This is a genomic window from Streptomyces sp. KMM 9044 (assembly GCF_024701375.2).
Classification (GTDB): domain Bacteria; phylum Actinomycetota; class Actinomycetes; order Streptomycetales; family Streptomycetaceae; genus Streptomyces.
The window spans coordinates 6,840,778-6,855,154 of record NZ_CP113910.1 but is presented as its reverse complement, the minus strand read 5'-3'; the positions used below and the strand labels follow the sequence as shown (position 1 = coordinate 6,855,154).

Sequence of the window (14,377 nt, the reverse complement as noted above, 5' to 3'; positions counted from 1 at the left end):
GAGCGGGAAGCCGGGCGCGGGAGCCCGGGGCCGCCCCAGGTCGGCCACGAGTCGGCCAGGGGCGGCCAAGAACGGTCAGGGGGCGGCCACGGGAATACCGGGACAGCGGAGCCTAGCTCATTGTTACCTATACTCACAATGAACGGCATGCTGATATTGTTCCGCACATGACCACCCCCGACCCCGACGGCCTGCTGGCCGAGCAGTTGCTTCGGCTGACCCGCCGGGTGCACCGCATCCAGAAGCGCCATCTGGTGCGGCGCGAGCTGGGCATCACCCCGGCCCAGTCCCGGCTGCTGCGCAGCCTCGTTCACTACGCCTCGCCACCCCGCATGGCCGACCTGGCCGAACGGCTGGAGGTCGTGCCGCGCGCCGTGACCACGCTGGTCGACGGGCTGGAGGCCGGTGGCAAGGTGCGGCGGGTGCCCGATCCGGCCAATCGGCGGGTGATCCGGATCGAGCTCACCGACGACGGACACGCGGCCCTGCGGGAGCTGCACGCCGCACGCAGGGCCGCCGCGGAAGAGATCCTGGCTCCGCTGGCGGACGAGCAGCGCGAGGTTCTCGGCGCGCTGCTCGACACACTGGTCGACGGGACGTCCGCCACCCCGCAGCACCTCGACGCGTCCTGCTGAGCCACCGCGCGGGGACCTGTTCCGAAGCCTCGTGGCGTCGTCGGCCGGTGTGCCGCGCCGGGGGTACCCGGCGGCCCTTACCCCGCTGGTCCGGTGCGCCACGGGGTTCCCGTCCGGCGGACCGAGCCGGTTCTGTGCGACGGCGTGGAAAATCGTTTGCTTTGCGGCACGCAACGGCGTCAATCTGTCACGGTTTGCTGTCGCCGCCGTCGAAGGACGGTGCGCGGCCCCGCCTCCGCGAGCCACCGGGACGTCATGCAGATCCAAGACCTTCCGTATCCCGACCCGGGCGTGCCCGACGCCCGCTCGGGCCCCCGATTCCTGCGGTGGCTCTTCCGGAATCAGCTGCCGGGCCAGCTCAAGTCCCTGGCTTGGGGACTGCTCCACTTCGCCTCCGTCGCCTCGCTCCCGTTCTGTGTGGGCATCGGCGTCCAGGCCGCCGTCGACCGTTCCGGCACCCGGCTCGCCCTGGCCGGCGGGCTCATGGCCCTGGCCTGCGCGGGCAACGCGATCGGCGACACCTTCCTGCACCGGGCCGCCGCCACCAACTGGATCACCGCGGCCGCCCGTGTCCAGCAGTTGCTGGCCCGCAGGACCGCGACCCTGGGTTCCGCGCTGACCCGGCGCGTCGCGGCCGGCGAGGTCGTGGCCGTCTCCACCGGTGACGTCGAGAAGATCAGCTGGTTCGTCGAGGCCCTGTCCCGGTTCACCGCGGCCCTGGTCACCCTCGTGCTGGTCTGCGTCGGCCTGGTTCTCTACCAGCCCGCGCTCGGTGTGGTCGTCGTCGTGGGCCTGCCCCTGCTGGCGCTCGCGGTTCTGCTGCTGCTGCCTCCCGCCACCCGACGGGCCGACGTCCAGCGGGAGAAGGCCGGCCGGGCCACGGAACTCGCCTCGGACACGGTTGCCGGACTGCGCGTGCTGCGCGGCATCGGGGGCGAGGAACTGTTCCTGGACCGCTACCGCCGCGCGTCCCAGGAAGTCCGCCACGCCGCCGTTCGCAGCGCCCGGATGTGGTCCCTGATCGCCGCGATCCAGGTGCTGCTGCCGGGACTCCTGCTGATCACGGTGGTCTGCTACGGAGTTCATCTGGCCCGTCAGGGGCGGATCGCCGTGGGCGAACTGGTCACCGTCTACAGCTCGGTGATGCTGCTCGCGTATCCTCTGCGCCACTTCGAGGAGACAGCAATGGCCTACTCCTTCTCACGGCCGTCGGCCAAGCGCGCGGCGCGGGTGCTGTCGCTGGAGCGGTCCATGGACACCGCCGGTACACGCGGCCCCGAGCGGCCCTCCGGCGACCTGTACGATCCGGCGACGGGTCTGCTCGCCCCGGTGGGCCGGCTCACCGCGGTGGTGTGCGGGGACCCGGACGCGGCGGGGCACCTCGCCGAACGGCTCGGCGGGCACGCGGCGCACGCGGCGCGGGACGGCTCGGTGCTGCTCGGCGGCGTGCCGCTCGACGAGCTGCCGCTGGACTCCGCGCGCGGCTCCGTCCTCGTCCAGGACAAGGATCCGGTGCTGCTGTCCGGCACGCTGCGCGAACTGCTCGACGTGCCCTCGTCCGGGGCCGTCCCAGCGCGCGAGGCACTGGACGCCGCGCAGTGCGCGGACGTACTGGCGGCGCTGGTGCAGGGTTCACTCGACGCCGCGGACCCGATGGACGCGCAGCTCACCGAGCGCGGGCGGGCCCTCTCCGGCGGCCAGCGGCAGCGACTGTCGCTGGCCCGGTCGCTGGTCACCGACCCGGAGGTCCTCGTCCTGGACGAGCCGACCTCCGCCGTCGACTCGCACACCGAGGCCCGGATCGCCGAGAGCCTGCGGGAACTGCGGTCGGGCCGTACGACCGTGGTCTTCACCTCGTCGCCCCTGCTGCTGGACCGGGCGGACCGGGTGGTCTTCCTGCACGACGGGACAGTCGCGGCCGTCGGCGGCCACCGCGAGCTGGTGCGTACCGAGCCCCGGTACCGGGCCGTGGTGACCCGCGAGACGGAGACCACGACGAGGACCGGGGCACAGCCCCGGGCGAAGAACGGGGTGCGGGGCGGAACGGACGGCCTGGCCGGCCTGGACCAGCTCATGGAGATCGAGGAGACAGCATGATCGGCGTGGCTCCACCGTCCTACGACCCCGCGGCCCCGACCACGGCCGGCACCCTGCCCGTGGGCGCGCCCGCCACCGTCCGTGCCTATGTGGGCGAGCTGCTCCGCAGGCATCGCAGGGCCTTCGTGCTCCTGATCACGGTGAACACCGTCGCGGTGATCTCCTCGATGGTCGGCCCGTATCTGCTGGGCGACCTGGTGGAACGCGTCCCGGACCGCACACGGGAGCTCCATCTGGGGCTCACCGCCGCACTGTTCGTACTGGTGCTGGTCGTCCAGGCGGTGTTCGTACGGCAGGTGCGGCTGCGCGGGGCGATGCTCGGCGAGCGGATGCTTGCCGATCTGCGTGAGGACTTCCTGGTGCGGTCGGTCGGGCTGCCGCCCGGTGTGCTGGAGCGGGCCGGGACGGGCGATCTGCTGTCCCGGATCACGACCGACATCGACCGGCTCGGCAACGCGATGCGCGAGGCGGTGCCCCAGCTGGCCATCGGTGTGGTGTGGGTGGTGCTGCTGCTGGGCGGTCTGGTCGTCACGGCCCCCGAACTTGCGCCGGCCGTACTGGTCGCCGTTCCGCTGCTGGTGGCCGGCTGCCGCTGGTACTTCCGGCGGGCGCCGGCCGCGTACCGCTCCGAGGCCGCCGGGTACGCCGCCGTGGCCGCGGCGCTCGCCGAGACCGTGGACGCGGGACGGACCATCGAGGCGCACCGCCTCAGCGAGCGCCGGGTGACACTGTCGGACCAGCGGGTCAAGGAGTGGACGGCCTGGGGACGCTACACACTGTGGCTGCGCTCGGTGCTCTTCCCCGTCGTCGACCTCACCCATGTGACCGTGCTCGGCTCGGTGCTGATGATCGGCGGTGTCTTCGTCCTGCAGGGCTGGATCGGTGTCGGCCAGCTGACGACCGGAGCGCTGCTGGCGCAGATGCTCGTCGACCCGGTGGGGCTGATCCTGCGCTGGTACGACGAGTTGCAGGTGGCCCAGGTGTCGCTGGCCCGGCTGGCCGGGGTCCGGGACATCGAGCCCGACGCCGGTGACGCCGCCTTGGCCCCCGACGGACGCCATGTGCACGCCGAGCGGGTGTGCTTCGGCTACCACGAGGGCGTCGACGTGCTGCGCAAGGTGTCGCTCGAGGTCGCGCCCGGGACCAGGCTGGCGCTGGTCGGCCCCTCCGGCGCGGGCAAGTCCACTCTGGGACGGCTGCTCGCCGGGATCTACGCGCCCCGGGACGGCACGGTGACCCTGGGCAGCGCCGAGCTGTCCCGGATGACCGCGGAACACGTCCGTACCCATGTGGCCCTGGTCAACCAGGAGCACCATGTCTTCGTGGGTTCCCTGCGCGACAACCTGCGGCTCGCCCGGACGGGTGCCGAGGACGCCGAGTTGTGGGCGGCACTCGGCGCGGTCGACGCGGACGGCTGGGCGCGTGCGCTCGACGACGGCCTCGACAGCGAGGTCGGCTCGGGCGGGCTGGCGCTCACCCCGGCCCGGGCACAGCAGATCGCCCTGGCCCGCCTGGTCCTGGCCGACCCGCACACGCTGGTACTGGACGAGGCGACCTCGCTGCTCGACCCCCGCGCGGCCCGGCACCTGGAACGTTCGCTGGCCCGTGTCCTGAACGGCCGCACCGTCGTCGCCATCGCCCACCGCCTGCACACCGCGCATGACGCGGACGTCATCGCCGTCGTCGAGGACGGCCGCATCAGTGAGCTGGGCAGCCACGACGAACTGGTCGCGGCGGACGGCGCCTACGCGGCACTGTGGCGCTCCTGGCACGGGTGATCCCCCTCGCCCGACTGCCGAAACAGCACCGATGGGGCGGCGGACGCTGATTCGCTGCGCCTTCTGCGGCGGCACCCATGAGTTCGCGACCCGACTCGCCCAGCGCGGACGCCGGCCGTCCTGCTCGGCCAGCATGGTGATCAACACGTTGGGCCGACGTCGGGTGGGTCATCCTTGGACGTCGAGGAGCCCGGAGATCTCGCGGGCCGCGTCGCGAGCCGGCCGTCCGACGCCGATGAGCGTGGCGGAGGCAGGTCCCGTCCAGTCGCCGTAACCGAGGAGGTGCAGGCGAGGTTCCTCCACGGAGCAGGTGCCACGGGTGGCGATGTGGCCGCGCGGGCCGCGCAGGCCCAGAGGTGCCAGGTGTGAGAGGGCCGGCCGGAAGCCGGTGCACCAGAGCACCGCGTCGGCGGGCGCCCGCGTGCCGTCGGCCCAGACGACTCCGTCGCGGTCGAGACGGACGAACATGGGCGCTGTGATGAGCAGTCCGGCGTCCCGGGCCTCACGCACCGGTGGTACGGCGACGATGTCACCGAGCGAGGCGACGCCTCCGGTGTCGGTGCGGCCTTCGTCGAGGGCGCGGCGGCGGGCGGTGGCCGCGTCGAACAGGACACGGCCGTCGATGTCGTCGGCGAGGAAGCGGGGCGGACGCCGGGTCACCCAGGTCGGCTCGGTGTCGTACGCGAGGTCCGCGGCGATCTGCGCACCCGAGTTGCCGCCCCCGACGACGATCACACGGCGGCCCGCGAAGTCCTGCGGCCTCCGGTAGGAGACGGCGTGCAGTTGCCGGCCCTCGAAGTCCCCGCGGCCCGGGACGGCGGGGAGGAAGGGGCGCCACCAGGTACCGGTCGCGCTGATCACCGCGCGTGCGTGCCAGGTGCCGGAGTCGCTCTCCACTCTCAGCAGCCGTCCGTCGTCGTGCACACCGAGCACCTGGACCGGCCGCTGCACCGGAAGTTCGTACCGCTTCTCGTAGTCGCTCAAGTACGCCACCACGTGTCCGGCGTCGGGGTACTCCTCGCCCGGCTGCGTCGGCATGAGGCGGCCGGGGAGGGAGGAGAAGACGGCCGGTGAGAACAGGTGCAGCGAGTTCCAGGTGTGCTGCCAGGCCCCGCCAGGAGTGGCCTGGGCGTCGAGGACGACGAAGTCCAGGCCCTGGCGGCGCAGGTGGTAGCCGGCGGCGAGCCCTGCCTGGCCGCCGCCGATCACCACCACATCGGCGTGCTGTGTCATACCGCCTGCGCCGCCGCCTCGCGCGGGGTGCACCGTACGGTGCGGGCCATGACCTCGTCTGCTCCTCCGAGGCGGGGTACCCCGCGCACGGCTCCCCCGCGCGCGCCACGGTTCGCGACGGGCGCGTGCTCGTGGCGGACGCCGGCGGCCGTGCCGGTCGTCCCCTGTGCGCGGCGGCCCAGGCGGTACATCAGTGGTCCCTTCCCTCAGTGGTCAGAGCGGACGGGGCGAACTTCTTGCGCCAGGCCAGGGACACATAGACGAGGCCGATCAGAACCGGCACCTCGATGAGTGGTCCTACGACGCCGGAGAGGGCCTGGCCGGAAGTCACGCCGAAGGTGGCGATGGCCACGGCGATGGCCAGCTCGAAGTTGTTGCCCGCGGCCGTGAAGGCGAGGGTGGTGGTGCGGTCGTAGGCCAGGCCGATCGCCTTGCCCAGCAGGAAGGTCCCGGCCCACATCACGGCGAAGTACACCAGCAGCGGCAGCGCGATGCGCACGACGTCGAGGGGCTGGGAGGTGATCGTCTTCCCCTGCAGGGCGAAGAGGATGACGATCGTGAAGAGCAGACCGTACAGCGCCCACGGGCCGATCTTCGGCAGGAAGTCGGATTCGTACTTCTCACGGCCGAGCTTCTTCTCGCCCAGGCGGCGGGTGAGGAAGCCGGCCAGCAGCGGGACGCCGAGGAAGATGACGACGTTCAGGGCGATCTTCCACATCGAGATGTCCAGATGCTCGCCGTCCCCCAGGCCCAGCCAGCCGGGCAGCAGGTCGAGGTAGAGCCAGCCCAGCAGACCGAACGCCACCACCTGGAAGACCGAGTTCAACGCGACCAGGACGGCCGCCGCCTCGCGGTCGCCGCAGGCGAGGTCGTTCCAGATGATGACCATGGCGATGCAGCGGGCGAGACCGACGATGATCAGGCCGGTGCGGTACTCGGGCAGGTCCGGAAGGAAGATCCACGCCAGCGCGAACATCACCGCCGGGCCGACGATCCAGTTGATCACCAACGACGAGGCCATGAGCCTGCGGTCGCCCGTGACGGCGTCGAGTTTGTCGTAGCGGACCTTGGCCAGGACCGGGTACATCATGATCAGCAGGCCGACGGCGATCGGCAGGGAGATGCCGCCGATCTCGACCTTGGCAAGGGTGTCGTTCAGGCCCGGGACGGCCCTGCCCAGGCCGAGCCCGACGGCCATGGCGATGAGGATCCAGACGGCGAGGAAGCGGTCGAGCGTCGGCAGCTTCGCGACGACGGAGGACTCCTCGGTGGTCGCGGGTGCTTCGGTACGGGTCACGGACAGGCCCTCTTGTTGTCGGCGGCATTGCGGGCGGACTCCGCCAAGTCGGCGAACTGACCGGCGAGCGAGGCGATGACGTCCGGCCGGACCTTGTAGTACGTGTAGCGGCCGCACGGCTCCGTCTCGACGACACCCGCCTCGCGCAGGACTCTCAGATGGTTGGAGAGGTTCGTCTGCCGCGCACCGGTCTCCTCCACCAGGTGGCTGGTGCACAGCGTCTCTTTGGCGAGCAGGGTCACGATTCGAAGCCTGAGCGGGTCCGCCAGAACCCGGATCAGGTCAGTATCGACTGACGTCATCATGGACTGATACTCTCACATCAGTGGTGGCTGACACCATCGGGTGCTGAAGTCATTCGCACCTGATTCCGTCGTGAGACAAGAGAGACCTCCTGATGTCCGACAAGCCTTCCGTGCTGTTCGTCTGTGTCCACAACGCCGGCCGCTCGCAGATGGCCGCCGCGTGGCTGACCCACCTGGCCGGGGACCGCGTCGAGGTCCGTTCCGCCGGTTCCAACCCGGGCGGCAATGTCAACCCCGCCGCCGTCGAGGCCATGCGCGAGGTCGGCATCGACATTTCCGCCGAGGTGCCGAAGATGCTCACCGTGGACGCGGTCAGGGAGTCCGACGTCTGCATCACCATGGGCTGTGGCGACACCTGCCCCGTCTTCCCCGGCAAGCGGTACCTGGACTGGCAGCTGGAGGATCCGGCCGGCCAGGGCGTCGAGGCCGTCCGTCCGATCCGCGACGAGATCAGGGTACTGGTCGAGGGCCTGATCAAGGAGATCGCGCCGGAGCCGCAGGTATGAGCACCGCCACGGACGTCCGCGACGTCGTCATCATCGGCTCGGGCCCCGCGGGCTACACCGCGGCGCTCTACACCGCCCGCGCCGACCTCGGCCCCCTCGTCTTCGGCGGCGCGATCTTCGTCGGCGGCTCCCTGACGACCACGACCGAGGTCGAGAACTTCCCGGGCTTCCCCAGCGGCGTCCAGGGCCCCGAGCTCGTGGAGAACATGCGGGCCCAGGCCGGGAAGTTCGGCGCCGAAATGATCGACGACGACATCGTCGCCGTCGACCTGACCGGTGACATCAAGACCGTCACCGACACCGCCGGGACCGTCCACCGCGCGAAGACGGTGATCGTCGCCACCGGCTCCGGCCATCGCAAGCTCGGCCTGCCCAAGGAGGACGAGTTGTCCGGGCGGGGTGTGTCCTGGTGCGCCACCTGCGACGGTTTCTTCTTCCGCGACCGCGACATCGCGGTCGTCGGCGGCGGAGACACCGCGATGGAGGAGGCCACCTTCCTCACCCGCTTCGCCAGGTCGGTGACCGTCGTACACCGTCGCTCCGCGCTGCGCGCCTCCCAGGTCATGCAGAACCGCGCCTTCTCCGACAACAAGATCTCCTTCGCCTTCGACAGCGAGGTCGCCGGGCTTCAGGAGGAGAACGGCATGCTGTCCGGCGTGACGCTGCGCGACACCCTGACCGGCGAGACGCGCGAGCTGGCCGCGACCGGCCTGTTCATCGCGATCGGCCACGACCCTCGCACCGAACTCTTCAAGGGCCAACTGGACCTCGACTCCGAGGGCTATCTGAAGGTCGGGGCCCCGTCGACACGTACGAACATCCCGGGTGTCTTCGGCGCAGGCGACGTGGTCGACCACACCTATCGCCAGGCCATCACCGCGGCCGGCTCCGGTTGTGCCGCCGCCCTGGACACCGAGCGGTATCTCGCAGCCCTGACCGACGTGTCCGTGACGGCCGAGGCCGTCGCGGTCGCCTGACGGCGACCCGCCCCACCCCGTACGAGGAGACTCTCATGGCACTCAAGAACGTCACCGACGACTCCTTCGACCAGGACGTCCTGGGGAGCGACAAGCCTGTCCTCGTCGACTTCTGGGCGGCCTGGTGCGGCCCCTGCCGCCAGCTCGCCCCCTCCCTGGAGGCGATCGCGGCCGAGCACGGTGACAGGATCGAGATCGTCAAGCTCAACATCGACGAGAACCCGGAGACCGCCGCCAGGTACGGCGTGATGTCCATCCCGACCATGAACGTCTACAAGGGCGGCGAAGTCGTCCAGACGATCGTCGGCGCCAAGGCGAGAGCCGCACTGGAGCGGGAGCTGGCCGACCACCTCGGCTGAGGAGCGACAGCGAGGGACCGGCTCCGCACAGGGCCGGCCCTTGCGCCGCAGATCGGCACCCGAAGAGATCCGGACCTGCGGTATCGGGGCTGAACCCTGGCGGGAGCCCGAGTCGCCACGCCGCCGGCCGCCGGCCGCCGGCCGCCGGATCCAGGATCGCGCGCACCCTGTTCAGCCCGTCGTAGTTCACCGAGTACCACGACCAGGTGCTGCGGCGTTCGCGGTCCAGCAGGCCCGCCTCGGTCATGATCTTCAAGTGATGGCTCACGGTCGGCTGCCGGAAGCCCAGACAGTCGGCGAGGTCGCACACAGGCTTCGCCGGTTGGCGTGTGCTCGATGACGCGGGAGATCTGCAGCCGGGTGGGGTCGGCGATGGCCTTGAGCACGAGGGCCAGACGCTCGGCCTCGTCCCGCTCGATGAGCAAGGTATGCGAGGCCGGGGCTACAGGTCTCAGCCGTGGTCCCGCCCGCTTCCTCCGCGGCGCGGGGGACGATGTGGTGGGCCGTGCCCGGTCGGCCGGCCCCCAGGTGCGGTGTGAGACGGGCCCGGGTACGGATTCACCGTGTGCTCTGTCCGTCACCGGGCGCCGCCGGGTACGGGCCGTGCCGTTGCGCACAGCCGAACCGGGATGGAAGGGTGGAATCAGGCACCGGCTCGGGGGACGCCCAGGGTTCCGGAGAACCGGGGCGCGGGTGATGCCAGTGCCCCGTGCAGGCGCGGCCCGTAGCGGGCCACGGCGGGAACGGGCCCGTCCCCACCTCTGGAGGTCCCCGTGAACAGAGCCGACGGTTGGGGAGACGATGTCTACCAGCCCGATGGATCCGAGGTCCAGGACGACACCGGACTACTCGACGCCGAGGACACTCTCGAGAACGACGGCGTCGACGATCCGCTCGACCGGGGCTGGTCCCCTCCGGAGCGGCCATGGGCCGTGGAGCACCGCGGGGTGACCGCGTCGGAGCGCAGGGCGGGCGAGACCCTGGACCAGCGGCTCGCCGAGGAACTGCCCGATCCCGTCGCCTTTGACGGTGACGGCCTCGGCGACAGCGAGAGCACCGACGGCGAGCTCCTGGACAACGAGGTCGGCACCGCGCGCTCCGGCCGGCTCGTGGCTCCCGACGAAGGGGCCCACGGGGACGAGGAGACCGCTCTGGTAGCCACGGACGTCGGCATCGACGGGGCGGCGGCCTCGGCCGAGGAGGCCGCCATGCATGTCGTCGACGAGGACAACCTGCCCGGCTGACACCACTGTTTCCCGGCCGTGACGGTCCGCAGGGCCGGATGCGGCCGTCCGGACGGTGCCGGTGGTCCGGTTCTCCCGGGCCGTTTCGGTCGTCCGGGCCGACGGGGTCGATACACACCGCGCGCGCCGCGCGCATCGCCCACCTCGCACGAGGAGCCTCCATGCAGCAGGACAAGCACCCCGACTACCACCCCGTCGTCTTCCGCGACCGGGCTGCCGGATACGCGTTCCTGACCCGGTCCACAGCGACCAGTGAGCAGACGATCGAGTGGGACGACGGCGAGACCTATCCGGTCGTGGAGGTGGAGATCTCCTCGGAGAGCCACCCCTTTTACACGGGAAAGGCACGGGCCGTGGACACCGAAGGACGCGTCGCCCGCTTCGAGCGCCGCTACGGCGCTGAGAGCTCCGGTTGAGCCGATGACGGCGACCACCGGGTCACCGGCGGCCGGGTGAGGGGCACGGCTCCTTCGTCCGCGCCTCAGACCACGTTGAGCGCGACCGCACAGCCCACACCGCCGAGCAGCATGAACCCTGGCATCAGCACCTTGATCTCCACCCAGCTGCCCGCCCGGAACCGCATCGCCTTCGGCGGCCCGAGGGGGTACCAGCGCTTGCGGCCCACCGGTATGGGCCACAGGATCGGGCAACCGGAGATGGTCAGGGCGTCGCCGATGTCGTGCACCAGCGCGCCCAGGACTATCGGCAGCCCCAGCCACAGGTACTCCTGGCCGGGTTCCGTGAACAGCCATGCGGCACCGTTGCCCGGCTCGTCCAGAATGCCCGCGAGGATCCAGGCACTGGTCGCGGCGAGCAGCCAGACCAGGACATCGCTGCTGGCTCCCCGGGTCGCCCGCCACAGCAGGCCCTCGATGGCCAGCACCATGTGGACGAAGAGGATCGCCAGCACCGCCCACCGGCCGCCCGTGATCGCCAGGACGGACGCGCCCCCTCCGATCAGGGCCGCCCACAGCCACGTGTGGGTGAGGGTGCGGTGGCCGCCGGAGCGGCGCGGGTCGCCCGGTTTGCGGGTGGCCTTGTAGACGGCGTACGAGAGCTTGTCGACGATCTCGCACAGCCCCCGGGACACCGGCCCGAAGGACCGCGAGATCGTCGCCGCCTTGTGGTCCAGATCCGGGGCGAGGGCGGCACCGGCGCATATCAGCGCGCCGATCAGAAGCACCGGCCACGGCATCGGCTTCCCCGCGGCGGTCGTCGCCGCGCCCACCCCGAGCCATGCCGCGGCACCCGACAGTGAGTGTGCTGGTCCCATCATCCCCGTTGCCCGCCCTGTTCTTTCTGTGCCGCTGTCCGGTTGACCAGGTGCGCTGCCGCCCCTTCGGCGACACAGCGTAGCGTTCGCGATCTTCGTGGCCGAATCCGATTCCCGCGCGAGGCCCGGCTGCAGGCAAGATGGGTGCGTGACCCTCATCGATCAGCTGCCGCCGACCGCCGACCCCGACGCCCTGTACGAAGCCTTCGAGTCATGGTCCGTGGAACGCGGTCTCACGCTCTATCCCCACCAGGAGGAGGCGCTGATCGAGGTGGTCTCCGGGGCGAACGTGATCGTCTCGACTCCCACCGGCTCGGGCAAGAGCATGATCGCGGCCGCCGCGCACTTCGCCGCGCTGGCGCGGGACGAGGTCACTTTCTACACCGCGCCGATCAAGGCTCTGGTCTCGGAGAAGTTCTTCGAACTGTGCAAGGTCTTCGGCACGGAGAACGTCGGCATGCTGACCGGCGACGCGTCCGTAAACGCCGATGCCCCGGTCATCTGCTGCACCGCCGAGGTGCTGGCGTCGATCGCGCTGCGCGACGGCAGGAACGCCGACGTCGGCCAGGTCGTCATGGACGAGTTCCACTTCTACGCGGAGCAGGACCGGGGCTGGGCCTGGCAGATCCCGCTGCTGGAACTGCCGCAGGTGCAGTTCGTGCTGATGTCGGCGACGCTCGGCGACGTCTCCTTCTTCGAGAAGGACCTCGCCCGCCGCACCGGCCGCCCCACGTCGGTGGTCCGTTCGGCGACCCGGCCGGTCCCTCTGTCCTACGAGTACCGCTACACGCCGCTCACCGAAACGCTCACGGACCTGCTGGCGGCCCGGCAGGCACCGGTCTACATCGTGCACTTCACGCAGGCCCAGGCGGTGGAGCGGACGCAGGCGCTGATGAGCATCAACATGTGCACGCGCGAGGAGAAGGAAAAGATCGCCGACCTGATCGGCAACTTCCGCTTCACCACCAAGTTCGGCCGCAACCTGTCCCGTTACGTGCGGCACGGCATCGGTGTACACCACGCCGGCATGCTGCCCAAGTACCGGCGGCTGGTGGAGAAGCTGGCACAGGCCGGTCTGCTGAAGGTTATCTGCGGTACGGACACGCTGGGCGTGGGGGTCAACGTCCCGATCCGCACGGTGCTGTTCACCGCCCTGACCAAGTACGACGGGAACCGGGTGCGCACGCTGCGGGCCCGCGAGTTCCACCAGATCGCGGGCCGGGCCGGACGGGCCGGCTTCGACACCGAGGGGTTCGTCGTCGCGCAGGCCCCCGAGCACGTCGTCGAGAACGAGAAGGCGCTGGCCAAGGCGGGCGACGACCCGAAGAAGCGCCGCAAGGTGGTCCGCAAGAAGGCGCCGGAGCGGTTCGTCGCCTGGTCGGAGCAGACCTTCGAGAAGCTCATCGGTTCCGATCCCGAGCCGCTGACCTCCCGTTTCCGGGTGACGCACACGATGTTGCTGTCGGTGATCGCCCGGCCCGGCAACGCCTTCGAGGCGATGCGGCACCTCCTCGAGGACAACCACGAGCCGCGCAAACAGCAGCTCCGGCACATCCGGCGGGCGATCGCCATCTACCGCTCGCTGCTGGACGGCGGCATCGTCGAGAAGCTGGACAGTCCGGATGCCGAGGGGCGGATCGTCCGGCTCACCGTGGATCTGCAGCAGGACTTCGCGCTGAACCAGCCGCTGTCCACCTTCGCGCTGGCCGCGTTCGAGCTGCTGGACCCCGAGTCGCCGTCCTACGCGCTCGACATGGTGTCCGTGGTGGAGTCCACGCTGGACGACCCGCGCCAGATCCTCGCCGCACAGCAGAACAAGGCGCGCGGCGAGGCGGTCGCCCTGATGAAGGCGGACGGCGTCGAGTACGAGGAGCGCATGGAGCGCCTCCAGGACATCACGTACCCGAAGCCGTTGGAGGAGCTGCTCTTCCACGCGTACGACACCTACCGCAAGAGCCATCCGTGGGTCGGTGACCATCCGCTGTCTCCGAAGTCCGTGGTGCGGGACATGTACGAGCGGGCCATGTCCTTCACCGAGTTGGTGTCCCATTACGAGCTGGCCCGGACCGAGGGCATCGTGCTGCGGTACCTGGCCAGCGCCTACAAGGCCCTGGAGCACACCGTCCCGGACGACCTGAAGTCCGAGGACCTCCAGGATCTGATCGCCTGGCTGGGCGAGGTGGTGCGTCAGGTCGACTCGAGTCTGCTGGATGAGTGGGAGCAGTTGGCCAACCCCGCGGAGATGACCGCCGAGGAGGCCCAGGAGAAGGCCGACCAGGTCAAGCCGGTCACCGCCAACGCGCGCGCCTTCCGTGTCCTGGTCCGCAACGCCATGTTCCGCCGTGTCGAACTGGCCGCTCTGGACCAGGTGGACGCGCTGGGCGAGCTGGACGCCGAGGCCGGCTGGGACGCCGGCGCCTGGGGCGAGGCCTTGGACAGGTACTGGGACGAGTACGAGGAACTCGGCACCGGCCCCGACGCCCGCGGTCCCAAGCTGCTGCTGATCGACGAGGAGCCGGACAACGGGCTGTGGCGGGTCCGGCAGATCTTCGACGACCCGAACGGCGACCACGACTGGGGGGTCAGCGCCCAGGTCGACCTCACCGCCTCCGACGCGGAGGGCCGCGCGGTCGTCCGGGTCACCGATGTCGGCCAGCTGTGAACACAGGAGCA

General features: G+C 70.6%; 14 protein-coding genes and 1 pseudogene. 9 read left to right on the top strand and 6 right to left on the bottom strand.

What is annotated here, in order from left to right; all coding sequences use genetic code 11:
• Nucleotides 1-167 precede the first annotated feature (167 nt).
• From HUV60_RS30680 to HUV60_RS30670, 3 genes are all read left to right on the top strand, one after another.
• On the top strand, nt 168-635 hold the full coding sequence (locus HUV60_RS30680; RefSeq protein ID WP_257853289.1) for a MarR family winged helix-turn-helix transcriptional regulator: 468 nt from the start codon (nt 168-170) through the stop codon (nt 633-635).
• A 255-nt stretch (nt 636-890) separates the two neighbouring features.
• On the top strand, nt 891-2,732 hold the full coding sequence (locus HUV60_RS30675) for an ABC transporter transmembrane domain-containing protein (protein ID WP_257853288.1): 1,842 nt from the start codon (nt 891-893) through the stop codon (nt 2,730-2,732).
• On the top strand, nt 2,729-4,510 hold the full coding sequence (locus HUV60_RS30670; RefSeq protein WP_257853287.1) for an ABC transporter ATP-binding protein: 1,782 nt from the start codon (nt 2,729-2,731) through the stop codon (nt 4,508-4,510). The genes HUV60_RS30675 and HUV60_RS30670 overlap by 4 nt, the downstream gene beginning before the upstream one ends.
• Nucleotides 4,511-4,678: 168 nt before the next feature.
• On the opposite strand, the gene HUV60_RS30665 is transcribed toward HUV60_RS30670, so the two are convergent.
• From HUV60_RS30665 to HUV60_RS30650, 4 genes are read right to left on the bottom strand one after another with little or no spacing between them, the layout of a single operon-like run.
• Nucleotides 4,679-5,743, bottom strand: coding sequence for an ArsO family NAD(P)H-dependent flavin-containing monooxygenase (locus HUV60_RS30665; RefSeq protein ID WP_257853286.1), 1,065 nt, complete (start codon nt 5,741-5,743; stop codon nt 4,679-4,681).
• The gene (locus tag HUV60_RS30660; protein WP_257853285.1) at nt 5,740-5,934 is read right to left on the bottom strand and encodes a hypothetical protein; all 195 of its coding nucleotides are present in this window, start codon (nt 5,932-5,934) and stop codon (nt 5,740-5,742) included. Before HUV60_RS30660 ends, HUV60_RS30665 begins: the two co-directional genes overlap by 4 nt.
• On the bottom strand, nt 5,934-7,040 hold the full coding sequence (gene arsB / locus HUV60_RS30655) for an ACR3 family arsenite efflux transporter (protein ID WP_257853283.1): 1,107 nt from the start codon (nt 7,038-7,040) through the stop codon (nt 5,934-5,936). Before arsB ends, HUV60_RS30660 begins: the two co-directional genes overlap by 1 nt.
• Nucleotides 7,037-7,345, bottom strand: a complete 309-nt coding sequence (locus tag HUV60_RS30650; protein ID WP_257853282.1) for an ArsR/SmtB family transcription factor — start codon at nt 7,343-7,345, stop codon at nt 7,037-7,039. Before HUV60_RS30650 ends, arsB begins: the two co-directional genes overlap by 4 nt.
• 92 nt (nt 7,346-7,437) lie before the next feature.
• Between HUV60_RS30650 and HUV60_RS30645 the strand changes: the two genes are divergently transcribed.
• The 3 genes from HUV60_RS30645 to trxA are packed head-to-tail and all read left to right on the top strand — an operon-like array spanning nt 7,438 to nt 9,187.
• A complete protein-coding gene (locus HUV60_RS30645; protein WP_257853281.1) occupies nt 7,438-7,851 on the top strand; it encodes an arsenate reductase ArsC in 414 nt (137 codons plus the stop codon).
• Nucleotides 7,848-8,828 (top strand): thioredoxin-disulfide reductase, encoded by a 981-nt coding sequence (gene trxB, locus HUV60_RS30640; RefSeq protein ID WP_257853280.1) that lies wholly within the window; start codon nt 7,848-7,850, stop codon nt 8,826-8,828. The genes HUV60_RS30645 and trxB overlap by 4 nt, the downstream gene beginning before the upstream one ends.
• A gap of 35 nt (nt 8,829-8,863) precedes the next feature.
• Complete coding sequence (trxA, locus tag HUV60_RS30635; RefSeq protein WP_257853279.1) at nt 8,864-9,187, top strand: thioredoxin; 324 nt, start codon at nt 8,864-8,866, stop codon at nt 9,185-9,187.
• 226 nt (nt 9,188-9,413) lie between these two features.
• Here the strand turns inward: trxA and HUV60_RS30630 are convergent.
• A pseudogene (locus HUV60_RS30630) lies at nt 9,414-9,497 on the bottom strand (ArsR family transcriptional regulator); the annotation flags it as partial.
• Nucleotides 9,498-9,960: 463 nt separating this feature from the next.
• Here HUV60_RS30630 and HUV60_RS30625 point away from each other — a divergent pair.
• Together HUV60_RS30625 and HUV60_RS30620 are read left to right on the top strand one after the other, a co-directional pair.
• The gene (locus HUV60_RS30625; RefSeq protein WP_257853278.1) at nt 9,961-10,431 is read left to right on the top strand and encodes a DUF5709 domain-containing protein; all 471 of its coding nucleotides are present in this window, start codon (nt 9,961-9,963) and stop codon (nt 10,429-10,431) included.
• Nucleotides 10,432-10,592: 161 nt separating this feature from the next.
• The gene (locus HUV60_RS30620) at nt 10,593-10,847 is read left to right on the top strand and encodes a type B 50S ribosomal protein L31 (protein ID WP_257853277.1); all 255 of its coding nucleotides are present in this window, start codon (nt 10,593-10,595) and stop codon (nt 10,845-10,847) included.
• 65 nt (nt 10,848-10,912) lie between these two features.
• On the opposite strand, the gene HUV60_RS30615 is transcribed toward HUV60_RS30620, so the two are convergent.
• Complete coding sequence (locus tag HUV60_RS30615) at nt 10,913-11,707, bottom strand: metal-dependent hydrolase (RefSeq protein ID WP_257853276.1); 795 nt, start codon at nt 11,705-11,707, stop codon at nt 10,913-10,915.
• Between the two features lie 145 nt (nt 11,708-11,852).
• Between HUV60_RS30615 and HUV60_RS30610 the strand changes: the two genes are divergently transcribed.
• Nucleotides 11,853-14,366, top strand: a complete 2,514-nt coding sequence (locus tag HUV60_RS30610; RefSeq protein ID WP_257853275.1) for a DEAD/DEAH box helicase — start codon at nt 11,853-11,855, stop codon at nt 14,364-14,366.
• Nucleotides 14,367-14,377 lie beyond the last annotated feature (11 nt).

Excerpts from the sequence above, each read along its gene's own strand:
- HUV60_RS30680 (WP_257853289.1), top strand. The coding sequence starts at position 168 with ATGACCACCCCCGACCCCGACGGCCTGCTGGCCGAGCAGTTGCTTCGG.
- HUV60_RS30675 (WP_257853288.1), top strand. The coding sequence starts at position 891 with ATGCAGATCCAAGACCTTCCGTATCCCGACCCGGGCGTGCCCGACGCC.
- HUV60_RS30670 (WP_257853287.1), top strand. The coding sequence starts at position 2,729 with ATGATCGGCGTGGCTCCACCGTCCTACGACCCCGCGGCCCCGACCACG.
- HUV60_RS30665 (WP_257853286.1), bottom strand. The coding sequence starts at position 5,743 with ATGACACAGCACGCCGATGTGGTGGTGATCGGCGGCGGCCAGGCAGGG.
- HUV60_RS30660 (WP_257853285.1), bottom strand. The coding sequence starts at position 5,934 with ATGTACCGCCTGGGCCGCCGCGCACAGGGGACGACCGGCACGGCCGCC.
- HUV60_RS30650 (WP_257853282.1), bottom strand. The coding sequence starts at position 7,345 with ATGATGACGTCAGTCGATACTGACCTGATCCGGGTTCTGGCGGACCCG.
- HUV60_RS30645 (WP_257853281.1), top strand. The coding sequence starts at position 7,438 with ATGTCCGACAAGCCTTCCGTGCTGTTCGTCTGTGTCCACAACGCCGGC.
- trxB (WP_257853280.1), top strand. The coding sequence starts at position 7,848 with ATGAGCACCGCCACGGACGTCCGCGACGTCGTCATCATCGGCTCGGGC.
- trxA (WP_257853279.1), top strand. The coding sequence starts at position 8,864 with ATGGCACTCAAGAACGTCACCGACGACTCCTTCGACCAGGACGTCCTG.
- HUV60_RS30620 (WP_257853277.1), top strand. The coding sequence starts at position 10,593 with ATGCAGCAGGACAAGCACCCCGACTACCACCCCGTCGTCTTCCGCGAC.
- HUV60_RS30615 (WP_257853276.1), bottom strand. The coding sequence starts at position 11,707 with ATGATGGGACCAGCACACTCACTGTCGGGTGCCGCGGCATGGCTCGGG.